Source organism: Singulisphaera chitinilytica (assembly GCF_049331405.1).
GTDB lineage: Bacteria > Planctomycetota > Planctomycetia > Isosphaerales > Isosphaeraceae > PoT.
In genome coordinates this window covers 6,415,574-6,431,732 of the sequence record NZ_CP186274.1, presented here as the reverse complement: position 1 = coordinate 6,431,732, position 16,159 = coordinate 6,415,574, and the positions used below count along the sequence as shown (strand labels likewise).

7 protein-coding genes are annotated in these 16,159 nt (G+C 65.9%); 2 read left to right on the top strand and 5 right to left on the bottom strand.

All coding sequences use genetic code 11. The features are described 5' to 3' along the window. The first annotated feature begins 438 nt into the window (after positions 1-438). Positions 439-3,798: a PVC-type heme-binding CxxCH protein gene (locus ACOYYX_RS25440; protein WP_422924899.1), complete on the top strand. Its 3,360-nt coding sequence runs from the start codon at positions 439-441 to the stop codon at positions 3,796-3,798. 107 nt (positions 3,799-3,905) lie between these two features. On the opposite strand, the gene ACOYYX_RS25435 is transcribed toward ACOYYX_RS25440, so the two are convergent. The 5 genes from ACOYYX_RS25435 to ACOYYX_RS25415 all read right to left on the bottom strand — a co-directional run bounded on the left by ACOYYX_RS25435 (position 3,906) and on the right by ACOYYX_RS25415 (position 12,530). Further along, positions 3,906-5,966, bottom strand: a complete 2,061-nt coding sequence (locus ACOYYX_RS25435) for a hypothetical protein (protein ID WP_422924897.1) — start codon at positions 5,964-5,966, stop codon at positions 3,906-3,908. Between the two features lie 83 nt (positions 5,967-6,049). After that, complete coding sequence (locus tag ACOYYX_RS25430; protein ID WP_422924896.1) at positions 6,050-7,546, bottom strand: DUF1501 domain-containing protein; 1,497 nt, start codon at positions 7,544-7,546, stop codon at positions 6,050-6,052. 69 nt (positions 7,547-7,615) lie between these two features. Next, positions 7,616-10,423 carry a PSD1 and planctomycete cytochrome C domain-containing protein gene (locus ACOYYX_RS25425; protein ID WP_422924894.1) on the bottom strand — a complete coding sequence of 936 codons (2,808 nt, stop codon included), beginning with the start codon at positions 10,421-10,423 and terminating at the stop codon, positions 7,616-7,618. 11 nt (positions 10,424-10,434) lie between these two features. Next, positions 10,435-11,586 carry a LamG-like jellyroll fold domain-containing protein gene (locus ACOYYX_RS25420; RefSeq protein WP_422924892.1) on the bottom strand — a complete coding sequence of 384 codons (1,152 nt, stop codon included), beginning with the start codon at positions 11,584-11,586 and terminating at the stop codon, positions 10,435-10,437. Positions 11,587-12,008: 422 nt separating this feature from the next. Continuing rightward, positions 12,009-12,530, bottom strand: a complete 522-nt coding sequence (locus tag ACOYYX_RS25415) for a sigma-70 family RNA polymerase sigma factor (RefSeq protein ID WP_422924890.1) — start codon at positions 12,528-12,530, stop codon at positions 12,009-12,011. A gap of 888 nt (positions 12,531-13,418) precedes the next feature. Between ACOYYX_RS25415 and ACOYYX_RS25410 the strand changes: the two genes are divergently transcribed. Further along, positions 13,419-16,157: an MMPL family transporter gene (locus ACOYYX_RS25410; protein ID WP_422924888.1), complete on the top strand. Its 2,739-nt coding sequence runs from the start codon at positions 13,419-13,421 to the stop codon at positions 16,155-16,157. Positions 16,158-16,159 lie beyond the last annotated feature (2 nt).

Below are 16,159 nucleotides of genomic sequence, written 5' to 3'. Positions count from 1 at the left end.
CCAATCCGGCCCGACGACTACCGGCCGAGACCATCCTTCGCCCCTCCAAAACGACGCCTCGCCCCTCCTCGCACACACGCCCGATTCCTGGGCGGCACGGCAGGTCAAGATACGGCCTCCTGCAAATCCCCTCGCGGCAAGATTTCCCGAGCCCAAAACCGATCCTCCGCGGCGCATTGTCCACTCGAAACGCCTTGATTCATTGCGGGGTGTGATCGCCAAGGGTCTGGTGGTCCGGCGGCGACGAAGTCAGGACGCGCGGTTGATTGAGCGCGGCGTTCCGACCGCTTATCGTATAACCTGGCAGTCGCTCTTTGCGGGCCCACGCCCGAAGGAACCGCACGAGGCGGAAATCCGCGCGACGCGGAAATGGCGATCTCGCCGCAGAACGCCCGCCCCTCCTTCCATCATTGCGAACCACGCCAGGGTTCTCGACTCATGAAGCACTCGAAGCGCGTCATCCTTCTACTACTCGGCGGCCTGCTGTTCGAGACGTCTCCTCCCCCCGCGGCCAACGCCCAGGAACCGTCCAAGGAACTCGCCAAGAAGCTCCTCGCCATCCCGCCGCGTCCCAAGCGACAGGCGCTCCCGCCGAGCAAGCTTCCCCTCGAATTCCTGAAGGGGGAGCGGATCGCGTTCGTCGGCAACTCGACCGCCGAGCGGATGAACCTGTTCGGCCACTTCGAGACGATGCTCCACCTGCGGTTCCCCGACAAGGAGCTCGTGATCCGCAACTTCGCGAGGCCGGCCGACGAGGTCGCCATCCAGCAACGCTCGGCCGACTACACGGCCCTCGACGACCCCCTGGCCGCCTTCGGCGCCGACACCTACTTCTGCTTCTTCGGCTTCAACGAGTCGTACGCCGGCGCCCCGGGCGTGGACGCGTACAAGGCCGAATATGAGAACTTCCTCAACCGAATCACCGAGCAGTACCCGCGCGACGACGCCAAGTCCCCCCCGCGCTTCGTGCTGGCCTCTCCCATCGCCTTCGAGCCGACCGGCGACCCGCTCCTCCCCGAGGGCAAGGCCGAGAACGAGCGGATCAAGCTCTACTCTCAGGCCACCGCCGAGGTCGCGGCCAAGCGGCAGATCGCCTTCGTCGACGTCCTGGGCAAGTCGCTCGAATCGATGACGGTCGACCCCGGCTTGCAGCTCACCATCAACGGCTGCCACCTGAACGAGCGCGGGGACCGCGAGGTCGCCCGCATGCTCGACGACGCCATGTTCGCCGAGCCGTCGTCCGCCAGCGTGGGGAGCGAGTCTTATGAGAAGCTCCGCGCCGCGATCAACGACAAGTCGTGGGTCCACCTGCAAGATTATCGGATGCTCAACGGCTGGTACGTCTACGGCGGCCGGCGCACCTGGGACACCGAGACCTTCCCCCGCGAGTTCGTGAAGATCCGCAAGATGGCCGAAAAGCGCGACCGCTACATCTGGGACATCGCCCAGAAGAAGAAAGTGGCCGATCGCGTGGACGACTCCGAGACCGGCGAGCCGTTCGTCCCCGCCACCCGGTTCGGCGAGCCCCGCCAGAAATACTCCGAGGCCGACACCCTCCGTTATCTGAGCCCCGACGAACTGGTGAAGGCCACGAAGGTCCCGCCGGGCTTTGCGATCGTCCCGTTCGCCGACGAGTCGAAGTTCCCGGAGATCGCCAAGCCGGTGCAGCTCAACTTCGACAATAAGGGGCGGCTCTGGGTCTCATGCATGCCGACTTACCCCCAGTGGAAGCCGGGCGACCCCAAGCCGAATGACAAGCTCGTCATCCTCGAGGACACCGACGGCGACGGCCACGCCGACAAGTCGAAGGTCTTCTACGACCAGCTCCATTGCCCGGTCGGCTTCGAGTTCTGGAACGGCGGCGTCCTCGTCGTCGACCAGCCTCGTCTGATCTGGCTCAAGGACACCGACGGCGACGACAAGGCGGATCAGGTGGTCCACCTGCTCGACGGCTGGGCGACCGACGACACCCACCACACCTGCAACGCGTTCGAGTGGGGCCACGGCGGCAAGCTCCACATGCTCGAGGGGATCGCCACCAGCACCACCCTCGAGACCCCCTGGGGACCGCACCGGAGCCTCGGCACGGGCGGGACCTACGTGATGGACCCCCGCTCGTTCAAGATCAACCAGTTCGCTTTGCCCGGCCAGTACAACTCGTGGTGCTACGTCTTCAATGACTGGGGGCAGGGGATCGTCGGCGACGGCACGACGGCCAACCAGGCCTGGGATACGCCCCTCTCGGGCGCCCAGTTCCGCGGCCGGACCGGGCTCAACATGGTCTTCAACAACGAAGGCATGCGCCCCGCCCTCGGCAACGAGTTCCTCATCTCGCGGCACTTCCCCGACAGCGTCCAGGGGCAGTTCACTTATGCCTGCGTCATCAACATGAACGGCTTCCCCCGTTTCGAGCTGAAAAACGACGGCGGCGGCTACTCCGGCCATCGCCTCAAGCTCGCCGACGGCGCCCCTGATGACCTGATCCAGTCGAGCGACAAGCACTTCCGCCCGGCCGACCCGCAGATCGGACCTGACGGAGCCCTCTGGTTCGGCGACTGGGCCAACGCCCTGATCGGCCACATGCAGTACAGCCAGCGCGACCCGAACCGGGACCACGTCCGGGGCCGGATCTACCGCCTGACCTACCCCGAACGCCCCTTCACGACCCCCATCACCCAGTTCGGCAAGCCCATCCCCGAGCTGCTCGAGCAGTTGCGGATCTACGAGTGGCGCACCCGTTACCGGGCCCGCCGCGAGCTCCGCGACCGCCCGACCGGCGAGGTCGTGGCGGCCGTCAAGGCCTGGCTCGCGGGCCTCAAGGCCGACGACCCCGACTTCGAACGGCTCCGCTGCGAGGCCCTCTGGATCCTCCAGTCGCACCACCAGCTCGACCAGGCCTTACTCGCCGAGGTCCTCAAAGGTGCGAAGCCGTTCGAGGCCCGCGCGGCGGCGGCTAGAATCGTGGCCGACGAGCGAGAGTCGATCCCCCAGGCCCTCGAGCTCCTGACGTCGGCCTCGAAGGACGCCCACCCGCAGGTGAGGACCGAGGCCGCCCGAGGCCTCAGCTTCTTCCCGCACCCCGACGCGGCCAAGGCCCTCACGACCATGACCGAGGCGCCCGCCGATTACTGGTGCGACTACACCATCCAGCAGGCCCTCGGCGCCAATGAGAGCGTCTGGCGGACCGACTACCTCACCGGCCGCCTGCCGACTCCCCCTCGCGCCAAGGACATGGTCACGCAGATCATGTCGGCCTCCAAGTCGGGTTCCGCCGCCCTGCCGTTCCTCCAGACGCTCCTCAGCCAGGAGCCGAGGCCGGAGGAAGAACGGAACAAGGCGATGACCGGCCTTTCGATGCTGAAGGGGAACGGCAATCGAGGCCGCGAGGTCTTCGTCCGCAACTGCACTTCGTGCCACCGCGTCGGCAACGGCGAAGGCCGCGACTTCGGGCCGAACCTCGCCGGGGTCGCCAAGCGTTCCCCGCGGGCCAAGATCGTGCAGTCGCTGATCGATCCCAACGCCGACGTCGATCCCAAGTATCGCTCGACCGTCGTCATCACGACCGACGGCGCGGTGATCGCCGGGCTCCTCGTCAAGGAGACCCCCGAGGAGATCGAGATCTACGACGGCAAGGCCGCGACCAAGATCCCCCTCAGCCGGATTGAGGAGCGAGCCCAGCGGGCCCAGAGCAGCATGCCCGAAGGCACGGCGTCCACCCTGGCCCCCTCCGAGTTCGTCGACCTGATCGAATACCTCGGGGCCCAGAACCAGGACCCGCCGGCCGGCGCGACCAAGTAATCACGCCCGGCGATCTCCCGATCTTCAACGATGAAGGGCCTGGCCGCTTATACCGAGCGGTCAGGCCCTACTTGCTTTCAGAGCATTACATCTTCAAAACAAGCAAATCAACGAGGCTTGGCGCTGACCTGGATCGTCGGCTTATCAGACGGGAAGGCCCCCGTGAAGAACTCCTTCATCGTCCCGTCGAACTGGGCCACGCGGACCGCCCCCCAGGTCGCCTGGTCTCCCGTGGCGTAATAGAGATAGGTCTTGCCCTCCCACTCCATGAGGTCGACGTCGGAGTTGTTGACCCCCTCGCCTTCAGACGCCTCCAAGATCGGGTTCAATGGGCTCAGCTCCCAGTTTTCCAGGTTCTTGGAGCGAGCGAGGAACGAGATCCAGCCCTTGTGGCCGGGTATCGCCTGGTGGAGATAGATGACGTAGTAATAGCCCTCGATGTAGCGGATCACGGGGCAGGCGCTGTACTCGTTGTTGACCCCGGTGAAGACCAGGCCGGGGAGCTTCTCCCAGCGGGCGAGGTCCTTCGACCGAGCGAACTTGAAGCAGAAGCTCACCGGCTTGTTCGACTCATAGGCCATGAGATAGCCCTGGTCGTCCTTGCAGACCGAGACGTTCAGCAGGGCCTCGCCCGGCTCCTTCTCCAGCACCAGCTCGCGCTTCCAGTCCTTCAGGTCGGTCGACGAGAAGCGGTAGATGTTGTGGAACCAGTCCTTGTTCCCCTCGCTGGCGAAGACGTTGAGCTGATCCCCCGCGACGATCGCATTGGCGAACGAATGCCCCTCGCCGAACCTGGCGATCTCCTCACCCGTGGTCAGGTCGCGGATGTAGAGGTGCATATTCTTGGAATAGGCCTCGGTATGTGCCGTCTTGTCGTTGCGGTGGTTGAGCACCAGCAACGGACGGCCGCGGAAGACCACCGGCGAGTTCTCCATCGCCTGGGCCATCGCGAAGGGGAGCTTCACCAGCCGGGGCCTTGCTTTCGTCCCATCCTGGTTAGAACCGTTGATCGAGGGCGGGGCCATGCGAGCAAAAAGCTCGGCCGGCCAGACCCCGATGCGTTCGAAGCCGGCGGGCACGGGTTGCTTGAACTGGACATAGGCCTGCACCTTCCCCTTGAGGCCGAGGCTGATCGCCTTGGCGTCGTCGCCGGGCGTGAGGACGCTGTAGCCGGCGAGCGTGCAATCCTCGAGGTCGACGTGGAGCCGTCCTTTGGGTGAATGCCCCTGAGTGCAGAGGATCCCCGTCGACTTGCCCCCCATCTCCGGCTGGGTGAAGTTGAGCACGATCATCCGGCAGCCGACGAACCTGGCCCGGGCGGCCTTGCTGGCGTACGACATCGCCACGGCGTTGTCGGAGTGGACCAGGGTGCAATCCTCGAAGATGGCATGGGGCTGCGACGGCATCGCGTCTTCCCAGCCCCCCATCAAGACGGCCGCCGTGTCGCCGACCCAGTCGAGGGCGAGGAAGTAGCACCGGCGGAAGACGCTCGGCTCCCCTTCTCGCACGGTCGGATAGACGACCCCGCCGCCGAACGCGCGGCCGATCCCAACGCAGTCCTCGACGACGACCGTGAAGCCCTCGCCGCTCTTGTTGGTCAGGTCCCAGAAGAGACCAGCGTCGCTCCCGGTGACATAGAGCTGTCGCAAAAGCCAGCGATCCCAGACGACGCTGGAGAAGGTCTTCTCGTTATTGCCCGTGGGCCAATGCTTATCGGACGCCCGGATGGTGCTCCACCAATCCCAGCTCTTGAACCCCTTCTGCGGATCCCCGGAATCGACCACGACCCATCCCTTCGCCCCCGAGCCGATCCGGCCGTCGAAGTCGCAGATCAGGGCGTTGTATGCGCCCGCCGCCCCCTTCCGTGATGGGGCCAGGTTGGCCTCGACGTATGTGTCGGGCGCGACGATGACCCGGTGTCCCCCCTTGTCGTCGGGCACGGCGTCGAGGGCGGCCTGGATCGTGCGGAAGGCGGTCCGCCAGCTCCGCCCATCCGTGTTATCCCCTCGCTTTGACACATAAAGCGTCGTGCCCACTCGGCCCGAATAGTCCTGGGCCGTCGGATCCCAGCTCGAGGCGTGCGCGGGGCTCGCGAGCGAAAAGCACGCCATGACCAGGATGGCCGCGAGGCTTGCAACGCCCGGGAGATGAGGTCGCTTGATCCACATACTTCGAAAGTCTCCACGGTTCGGCTCGACGACGAGCCAACTTTGCGGTTCAGCCAGCGCGGCTTGAAGAATGGACTCGGGGCTCAGGCGAGGATCTCGGTGATGACCTTGCCGTGTACGTCGGTCAGGCGGCGTTCGATGCCGTTGTGGTAGTAGCTCAGGCGTTCGTGATCGAGGCCGAGGAGGTGCAGAAGGGTCGCGTGGAAGTCATAGATCGTGGCGACGTCCTGAACGGCCTTGTGCCCGAGCTCATCCGTCGCGCCGTGGCTGAAGGCCTTCTTGACGCCCGCGCCGGTGAGCCAGACGGTGAAGCCGTCGGGGTTGTGGTCGCGGCCGCTCGCCCCCTTCTGGAAGGTGGGCATGCGACCGAACTCGGTGGTCCAGACGACGAGCGTGTCTTCGAGGAGACCGCGACGCTTCAAGTCCCGGATCAGGGCGGCGGCGGGGCGGTCGAGGATCGGGGCGTGGATGTCGTACTGCTCCTTCAGCTTGCGATGCCCGTCCCAGTTGCCCACGCCCTCGCCCATCGCGTACGAGCCGTTGAAGACCTCGACGAAGCGCACCCCGCGCTCGAGCAGACGCCTGGCCAGGATGCAGTTCTTGGCGAAGCCGCTGCGGACCGGGTCGGGGTCGTCGGCCCCATATTCCTTCAAAGTCGAGGCGGGCTCTCTGGAGAGATCGCCGACCTCCGGCACGGAGAGTTGCATCTTGGCGGCGAGCTCGTAGCTCGCGATCCGCGCGGCGAGTTCGAAGTCGCCGGGGTATTGCTCGAGGTGCTTCTCATTGAGCCTCTTGAGGAGGTCGCGCGAGGCGTTGTCGCGCGAGGTGGAGACACCGGCGGGGGTCGCCAGATTGTAGATCGGCTTCTGGGCGTTGAAGGCGGTCCCCTGGAAGACGGCCGGGAGGAAGCCGTTGGCCCAGTTGTTGACGCCGGCCTGCGGGACGCCCCGGGGGTCGGGGATCGCGACGAACGCGGGGAGGTCGTCGGCCTCCGAGCCGAGGGCGTACGAGGCCCACGAGCCCATGCTCGGGAAGCCGTCGAGCGTGAAGCCGGTGCTCATCTGGTTCTCGGCCGGCCCGTGCGTGTTGCTCTTGGCCGTCATCGAGTGGATGAAGCAGAGGTCGTCCGTCAGCTCCGCCAGGTGGGGAAAGAGGTCGGAGACCATCTTGCCGCTCTCGCCCCTCGGCTTGAAGTCATAGAGAGGGCGGACGAGGTTGCCGTTCTCCCCCTGAAACGTGAGGAAATCCTTCTTCGACCCCGGCAGCGGCTTCCCGTCCATCCTGGCGAGTTCGGGCTTGTAATCCCATGACTCGAGCTGGCTGCAGGCCCCCGAGCAGAAGATGACGAGCACCCGCTTCGCCCTGGCAGGGAAGTGCGGGGCCCTCGGTGCTAATGGGCTCTCGGGCCGGATATCCGGGCGGATCGGCGTCTTGCCCGGAGCCGACTCCGCAGCAAGGAGCCCCTGGTTAGCCAGCAGGCTCGCGAGCGCAATGCCGCCGAGCCCCGTGCTCGCCTGCTCAAGGAACTGGCGACGGCTGAGGAGCTGGCGTCCGGCATGCGAGAGCGTGGGGTCCGGCATTGGGGAAGTTCCGTCTATCTCGGTGAATGAAAATAGATACGGTTGGATCGCGCTTTTGACTGGCGATGCTCAAGGCACAAAGAGGAACTCGTTGGCGTTCAGGAGGACGCGGCAGAGCGCGGTCATGTCGTGCGACTGAACGAGGTCGCGGCAGAGCTGCAGTTCCTGCTTGTCGGGGAGTCGTCCCATCGTCAGTTGATAGGCGAGACGGATCTCCGCGTCGACGTCCTTGCCGGCCTCGCGGCCGAGCCGCTCGGCGAAGAGGCCGGCCTGCTGCGAGACGAACTGGCTGTTGAAGAGGTTGAGCGCCTGGAGGGGCGTGGTGGATCGTGGCCGTTCCGGCTGACGCTGGCCGGCGTCGGGGCAGTCGAAGGCGCCGAAGGTCGAGTCCTGGGCCATGCGGACCTTGGTCTGGTAGATCATCCGCCGCCAGTCGGCCGGGCCGTACTCGGTCTTGGGGTCATAAACACGGACGTAGTTGTTGTTGGGAGCGAAGGCGAGGAATCCGGGGCCTCCCATGCGGAGGTCGAGCGTGCCGGAGACGGCGAGCATCGAGTCGCGGATGGCCTCGGCCTCGAGTCGTCGAGGCGGGAAGCGCCAGAGGTTCTGCGTGGCGGCGTCCTTCGCCAGGGCCTCAGGCCTCGGCTTGCTCGACTGCCGCCAGGTCGCGCTCGTGACGATCAGGCGTTGCATGGCCTTGATGCTCCAGCCCCGCTCGACGAACTCGGAGGCGAGCCAGTCGAGCAATTCGGGGTGCGTCGGCCTTGCGCCGTTCTTGCCGAAGTCACTGGGGGTGCGGACGAGCCCCGAGCCAAAATGGTGCTGCCAGAGCCGATTCACGAGGACGCGGCTGGGCAGGGGGTTGGCGGGATCCCCCAGCCATTTCGCCAGGGCGATCCGGCGCTCGCGTTCGGGGGCATCCGCGGGGAGTTGCAGAGGGCTACCAATAGATGCCACCGCGGCCGGCGCGACTTGCTCGCGAGCCTGCATGGGATCGCCCCGCTGCAGCCGATGCGTGGGCCCGGGTTCCGTGAAGGTGCCCGCGTAGACCCTGGGCATCGCCGAGAGCTCACGTAATTCTTTTTCCAGGCCGGAGAGCTGCGCCGAGAGCGCCGCGTACTCACCGGCCTGCTCGGGCGTCAAGCGAGATGGGTCCACGCCCCGGGGCGCGGCCTCCTCGCCCGGCCAGGACTCGCGATCGTTCGAGGCCGCGACGAGCTTCCAGGCCCCGGCCTCGTCGGCGACCTCCAGGGTATACTGCTGGGCGAGGCGGTCGCGGTAGACGCCGTTGCGGTCGCGACCCCAGACGACGGTGTTGATCTCGGCCGGCTCGGCCAGCTCGACTATCACCCAGCCCTTGCCGACCTCGGTGCCGATCCAGCTCCGCTCATTGCCGTAGCGGCCATCGTTGAGATGCTCGAGGCGATGGATCGTCGAGCCTTCGATCGTGCCCGAGGCGCTGGTCTTCGCGCCGGCACTTGCCAGTGCGACGTTGCGGCTCTCGGGCCCTGCGGTGTAGATCTCGAGCTCGTCGAGGCAGGGCTCATAGCGGTCGAACGTCGTCTTCTGAACGCTGAACCGGACCTTCGACGTGCGGACCGGTGGGAAATGGTCCACATTCTTGCGGGGGTGGATGGGAACGCGCCGAGGTTCGGCGTTCATCTTCGGGTCGGCGAGGGGCTCGAAGGTGAGCAGGCGATGCGAGAGGGCGTCGATCTTCGCCCGGAGCTCGGGGATCTTCTTGAGCCGAGCGTCCCAGTCGGCGGGGCGAAGCTCGCGCTCGCCGTGGCGAGTGCCGGCGAAGATCGCCTGCATCGCGTAGTAATCCGACTGCTTGACGGGGTCGAACTTGTGGTCGTGGCAGCGGGCACAGTGGAGGGTCAGACCAAGGAAGGCGCTTCCGGCGCCGGCGACCATGTCGTTCAGCTCGTCCTGCCTCGCCTTGAGCTTTGACTCTTCGTCGCGGCCGATCTGGCCGGGCAGGAGGGCCGCACTCGCCACGAGGAAGCCGGTCGCTCGGTCCTCGCCGAGCGTGTCGCCGGCGATCTGCTCGAGGATGAAGCGGGGGTAGGGGATGTCCTTGTTGAAGGCCTCGATCACGTAGTCGCGATAGGGCCAGGCGTTCTCGCGCGGGGTGTTCACCTCGAAGCCGTGTGTCTCGCCGAACGCAATCACGTCGAGCCAGTGCCGTCCCCAGCGCTCGCCATAGCGAGGGGAATCGAGCAGTTCGTCCACGAGTTCCTCGAAGGCCTCGGGCCGCTCGTCGGCGACGAAGCGGGCGACCTGCTCGGGCGTCGGCGGCAGGCCGTGGAGCACGAGGTAGAGCCGCCTCACGAGCGTGCGTTTATCGGCTTCGGGGGACATCATCAGGCCCGACGCATCCAGCTTCGCGGCGATGAAGGCGTCGATCGGATTTCGAACCAACGTACCCTTATGGGAAGGCTTCGGGATCTCGGGGCGTCGCACAGGCTGGAAGGCGTAGTGCGTCTCGGGGCGGTCCTCGACCTTCGCGCTGGCGGCCTCGGGCCAGCTTGCGCCCTGGTCGATCCAGGCCCGGAGGATCCCGACCTGCTCGGCCGAGAGGGGCTCCCCTTGCGGCGGCATCTTCTGGTCGGGGTCGAGGCCGGCGACGAACTGAACCAGCGGGCTCTCTTCCCCCTTGCCGGGCACGATCGCCGGGGTGAAGTTGTCGCCCCCCTTCAATGCCAGAGCCTTGACGTCGAGCCGGAGCCCCCCTCGCTGCTTGTCGGGGCCGTGGCACTTGAAGCAGGATTGGGCCAGGATCGGCCGGACGTCCTTGACGAAATCGACCGCGCGTGGCGAGGCGGGAGGCAGATCGGCCGCGGCCGTCGACATCAGCAACAGGAATCCGAGCATAGCGATTCGCCTCACCAGCGGGACGCGGATTGGATTGGGCTCTCGGCCACGGGGCCGTACGGGTTGCCGGCGCGATAGAGCGACTGGACCTCGGCATCGGAAAGGGCGCGGCCGAGCACGACCAGCTCATCGAGCCGCCCCGAGAACATGCGGTCGACCTGATTCCAGTTCCCCACCCGAGCAGGTCCGAGCACCACGGGGACCGACATGGCGACCTCGACCTCATTATCGAGATGCCCATCGAGATAGAACCGGACCGAACGCCGCGGGGCATCGTACACGACCGCCAGGTGGGTCCAGCGCCCCGTCGCGGCCAGCACCGGACGCTCCGATTCGGGATAACGCTGCTCCGTCGGCGGATTCACTCGGGGCACGTCATAGACGGCCAGGCGCATCCGCTGATTCTCGGCGACCATCCAGTGGACCTGGCCGGTCCGGCCCCAGCCGTCGACGTGCAGCAGCGAGTTGATGGTATGAGGAACACGGTCGAGCCGCACCCAGGCCGCGAGGGTCAGAGCATCCGACGTCCCCTCGAGGGGCAGGGGGAGGAAATCGCCCGGCTGGGTGAATTCGATCGCCGTTGAGCCGGGCCAGCGACCTTGCACGCGACGGAAGGAGCCGCCGGAGACCTCGGCGAGGTCGGGCAGGGCGAAGAGCGTCGGCTCACTCCGGAGCGTCGCCAGGGACCTCGCCCAGCCGGTGACCCGACCCGGCCGCAGGCCGGCGGCAAGGCGCTGAAACTCATCCGACTGGATGAACGCCGTGCCCCGCACGTCGCGAGGCGTCGCGCGATCCGCCTTCAAGGTCAACGCCTGGTCCTGGCGGAGGCTGTGGCGATCCGCCGAACGCCCCGCGCGGGCGAGGACCTCCCCCTTGAACACATGGACCTCCGAGACGCCCCCCGCCGCCACGTCGACGCCGAAGTTCGTGCCGATGTCGATGACCTCGCTCGAAGGCGTCTCGACCGTGAACCCCTTGGCGGCCGGCGGGATCTCCGCCGACATCCGGCCCCGACTGAGCACGAGCCTCTGACTCGACGCGAACCGGAACGTCGCCGGGGCCTCCAGCACGACCCGAGCCTTCCGGCTCGTCTCCAGGGCGATCGCTCCTCGCGTCAGGATGACCTCGCCCTCGGGGATCGGAGAACCCGCTGCGATCTCCATGCCCGGCTCGCCATACTCCGCCCCCGCACTGTTCAGGATCCTCGCCGCCGGCTCCGCACGGGAAACCCGCCAGACCTGATAGACGCCCAGAAACCCAATGAGGATGCAGGCCGCGACGGCAAGGCCCCGGCCAAGCCCTCGCAGACGCGGCTGCCGCGTAAACCTCGACGCTTCCGCCCTCGAAAACGTAACACCCACCTCTTCCGCCTGCGCCGACGCAACTGGGCCTGCTCCTCCTCCAAACTCATATTGGAGGTGTGCTTCGAGGGTCATATGATCAAGATATATCTCGAGCGCGACCGGGTCGCTCTTCAACATCTCGGGCAGTCTGGCAGCGTCGTGATCGGAGAACGTGCCGTCGCAAAGGCTGGAAAACAGCCGATGCAACTCGTCTCGATCGCGAACGGGTGGCTGAGGTTTGCTCATGTCCCAGGCTCCGTGCGGAGCTTCGATTCGATGCAGCGCAGGAGGGCCTCGCGTAGCCGACAGAGCATCTGCGAGATCGCCCCGACGGACTTGCTATGCTCCTCGGCGAGTTGCTGGACGGAGGCCCCCGGGGCATATCGGCCCGCGATCAACTCGCGGTGGCCTTCGGGGAGTTCGTCGAGGCAGCGGCGCAAGGCTTCCTCGCGCCCGCTCTCCTGGCTGGCCCGCTGAAACTGGCGGTCGGCGAGCAGCGTGAGGAGTTTCTCGTCGAAGACCAGGCGATCGCGCTGGACCCGGCGGCGGTAGTTCAGGACGTGGAAGTGGGCAATCCGGCTCGCCCAGGCCAGGAACTGCGTCCCCGGCTCGAACTCCCCCGCCTTGTGCCAAAGCGTGAGGTTCACTTCCTGCAAAACGTCATGCGCCGCCGTGCGATCCGGCAAAAGCGCCAGAATGCAGCCGTAGAGGGAAGCCTGCGAGGCTGTCAGCAATGTGATGAACTCGTCGGAATGTTGGTCCATGGCAGTTCATCAGTCTAATGTCCGCCCGACCTCGAAATCTCACGCGTGATTCCCGCAATCCCGCAAAAATCAGCCGCAGATTCAGCCTTATTCAATGACCTCATATCAGGTTAGGGGCGATTAGCACACATCTTTTCCGAACGACTATGAACCCCTCATCCCAACGATCGATAAGATCCTGGCTCACGAGTCACGCAAATTCCACGTAAGGACGTTGAATCTAAGACCGCCCATTCCAACGGGCCAGGCATGCCGGCTGAAGGGCATCCGAAAAACACGAGACGATCGCCGCATTCCACCTAATCTATACAAACAACCTAATCACCCTAATTACATCATCTTAACTCATGTCAAGTGAAGGGGTTACTGCGATTCGCCACCAAGGACGGCTTGGCATACGACCTGCTTGCAGAAGCGTGAGTCTCGAGATGCCCACCTCAACGGGAATCCCACTGCAAATCTATGTCTCAGCTTGAGTTCCATCTGGAAACCTGGATTCGCCAGAATTTCCTTGCCCCAAGGTGAGCGGCTCGCGAGAGGAATTGCGGATGACTAACGGTTCGGCCAAATCATTGGAAGCAGTGGGTGAGTCGGCGGGAAAGATAACTACCGACTGAATGTGCGCGAGATTGCCGATCCGCGCAGCCGGTTGCATCCGACCGAGAACCTGCCGTCGGCGTTTGCTTTCCGCCTCTGTAATCCAGCGCGGATGACCATAAGCTTCGTGGTCGAAAGTTGAACGCGGGCAAGACAGATCGTTGATGTTTTCCCGGCGTTTCGACGATCCCTCCAGAGACTGGATAGAGCAGGAACTTGCCAGTAGGCACGGACTTGACGGTCGACACCAGGTAGAAACGCAGATTCGTCGACTGAAGGAGAGTGACTATCATGCGGTTCGGGGCAATACGCCGCGTCGTGATCCGTCATCCGAGCATGGTGGTCCTGGCCTGGTGCCTCCTCGCCGTCTTCGTGGCGACAATGGCCCCCGACCTCACGAAGCTCGCCGCCGAGGGGCAAGCCAACCTCTTGCCGAGCAATTCCGAGAGCGCACGGATGGCCAGGGCCGTCGCCAAGTCCTGGCCGGATCAGTCGTATGAGTCGATGGCCGTCGCCGTCCTCCATCGGCCCGAGGGGTTGACCGAGCAAGACAAGGCCTACGGCTCGAAGCTCGCCCAGGCTTTCGAGGCAGGCGGCCGGCCGAAGTCGATCCTGCGGATCATGGGGCCGCACGCGAATCCGGACGTCGCCAAGCGGCTCATCAGCGGCGACGGCACCCTCCAGCTCGTCGCCGTGCCGCTCTCGATCTCGTTCGTGAGCCCGGCCGCCCACGACGCGGTCGACTGGCTCCGGGAGCAGATGGAGTCGGTGAAGGCGAGCCGCCCGGCGGGGCTCGAGGTCTCATGGACCGGAGACGCCGTGATCGGCGGCGACTACATGGACGACGTCCAGAAGTCGCTCGACCGCGCGGCGGTCGCGACGGTGGTCCTCCTGCTGGTCGTACTCTTCTTCGTCTACCGGTCGATCCTGCTGGCCCTGGTCCCGCTGGTGACGATCGGGATCAGCCTGACGATCGCGCGAGGGATGCTGGCCTGGCTCGCGACGCAGGGCTGGGCGGTCTCGCCGCTGGTGGAGCTCTTCCTCGTCGTCGTACTGTTCGGCAGCGGGACGGACTTCTGCCTCTTCCTGGCCTGGCGTTTCGGCGAGCACTGGGACGAGTGCGACCTCAGGGGGGCCATGAACGCCACGCTCCGGGGGGTCATCGGGGCCTTGCTCACGAGCGCCGGGACGGTCATCGCCGGGCTCTCCCTGATGGGGACGACCCGCTTCAAGCTCTTCTCGAGCACGGGGCCGAGCGTCGCACTTGGCCTCGCGCTGACGGTCTCGGCGACGCTCACGCTCACCCCGGCGCTCCTGCTCCTGCTCGCCAGGTACCGCCCGAAGGCCTTCCATGCCCTGGTCCGGCCCGACTCGAGCTTCTGGCACAAGGTCGGGAATCGGGTCCTGAAGCGTCCGCTGACGACCTGGGTGCTGACGCTGCTCTTGATGACCCCGGCCGCGATCCTCGGGCTCAAGACCCAGTATACCCAGGACCTCTTCACCGAGATGCCGGCCTCCACCGAGTCGGTGAAGAGCCTGCGGGTGGTCTCGGACAAGTTCGGCAGCGGGTTCCTCTCCCCGCTCACCGTGGTCATCTCGGCCCATCCCAAGGCGACCGACGCCAACTTCCGGGAATCGCGCGGGCTCGCCCTGATCGACGACGCCAGCCGATTCCTCAGCCACAACCGCAAGCTCGTCGAGGTCCGCTCGGCGACCCAGCCGCTGGGGAGCACCGACTTGCTCAACCCGGCGCGGATCGGTTCGAGGCTCGGAGCGGTCAATGAAGGCTTCTCCAAGATGGTCGACGGGGCCGACCAGCTCCACGACGGCCTCGTCAAGGGGGTCCAGAAGTTCAAGACGGGCCTGATCTTCGAGTCATTCCTGGGCCGGAACCTGCCCGGAGGATTCTTCTCGACGCAGCCGCAAGCGAAAGCCGCAGCGCCGCCGACGACGGCCTCGTCGAACCCGCTCTCGTCGGTGGTGAAGTGGACCGACTCCGCCCTCTCGAGCACCCGGCAACGGCTCGACAAGCTCGCCCCCAAGGAGCCCGAGAAAGCCGGCAAGGAAGGCGATCGACGCCAGGTCGTGCTCAACGAACTCGCCCGCGCGGCCGACGGAGCCGGGCAGATCGCAGCGGGATCCCGGCGGGCCCTCCACGAGATCTCGGCGATCCTCAGCGACCCCGTGGGCCGTCACGCCCTCGACCGGCTCCTGATCACACCCGAGACAGTGCGCGAGCACCCCGACCTCAAGAAGAGCTTCGACGCCTACATCTCGCCCGACGGCCGCGTCTCCCGGATCGACGTCATCCCGGGCGAGCGCATGAACTCCGAGGCGGCGATGAACCAGGTCCTGACGCTCCGCAGGCGGCTCAGCGAGTACCTCGAGGAGTCTCCCTGGCTCCGCGTCGAGGCGGGGATCGCCGGAGCCAATGCCGAGTCAGCCGACATCCGCTCGCTCACCCGCCGCGACCAGCAACAGACCTGGCTGATCGTCCCCGCGGGGGTCTTCCTGATCCTCCTGCTCGCGCTCCGGGATCCCTGGGCCTGCATCAACCTCGTGGCGACGATGCTCCTGACCTACGCATTCGCACTCGGGATCACGCACCTCGTCTTCGTGACGGGGCTGGGGGATGAAGGGCTCGACTGGAAGGTCCCGTATTTCCTCTTCGTGCTGCTCGTGGCCGTCGGCGTCGACTACAACGTCTTCCTCATGTCAAGGCTCCAGGAAGAGACCCGCGGGCTCGGCCTGCGCAAGGGGATCACCCAGGCGATCGCCTCGACGGGGGGCCTGATCAGCTCGGCCGCGGCGATCACGGCCTGCAGCTTCGCCTCGTTCATGCTCAGCCCCTTGGGGTCGATCCGGCAACTCGGCTTCGCCCTGGTCGTCGGGATCGCCATCGACGCGATCCTCGTCCGACCCGTGCTCGTCCCTTGCGGCCACTGGCTCATGAAGCGCCGGACCGACCAGGACACCAACGCCCTCTCGGAAGCGGCCCCCATGGAAGAGTTGTCGCTCGCGGCCAAGTAAAC

Bases quoted from the DNA above. Each gene is read 5' to 3' on its own strand.
- ACOYYX_RS25440 (WP_422924899.1), top strand. From the start codon at position 439: ATGAAGCACTCGAAGCGCGTCATCCTTCTACTACTCGGCGGCCTGCTG.
- ACOYYX_RS25435 (WP_422924897.1), bottom strand. From the start codon at position 5,966: ATGTGGATCAAGCGACCTCATCTCCCGGGCGTTGCAAGCCTCGCGGCC.
- ACOYYX_RS25430 (WP_422924896.1), bottom strand. From the start codon at position 7,546: ATGCCGGACCCCACGCTCTCGCATGCCGGACGCCAGCTCCTCAGCCGT.
- ACOYYX_RS25425 (WP_422924894.1), bottom strand. From the start codon at position 10,423: ATGCTCGGATTCCTGTTGCTGATGTCGACGGCCGCGGCCGATCTGCCT.
- ACOYYX_RS25420 (WP_422924892.1), bottom strand. From the start codon at position 11,586: ATGGAGATCGCAGCGGGTTCTCCGATCCCCGAGGGCGAGGTCATCCTG.
- ACOYYX_RS25415 (WP_422924890.1), bottom strand. From the start codon at position 12,530: ATGGACCAACATTCCGACGAGTTCATCACATTGCTGACAGCCTCGCAG.
- ACOYYX_RS25410 (WP_422924888.1), top strand. From the start codon at position 13,419: ATGCGGTTCGGGGCAATACGCCGCGTCGTGATCCGTCATCCGAGCATG.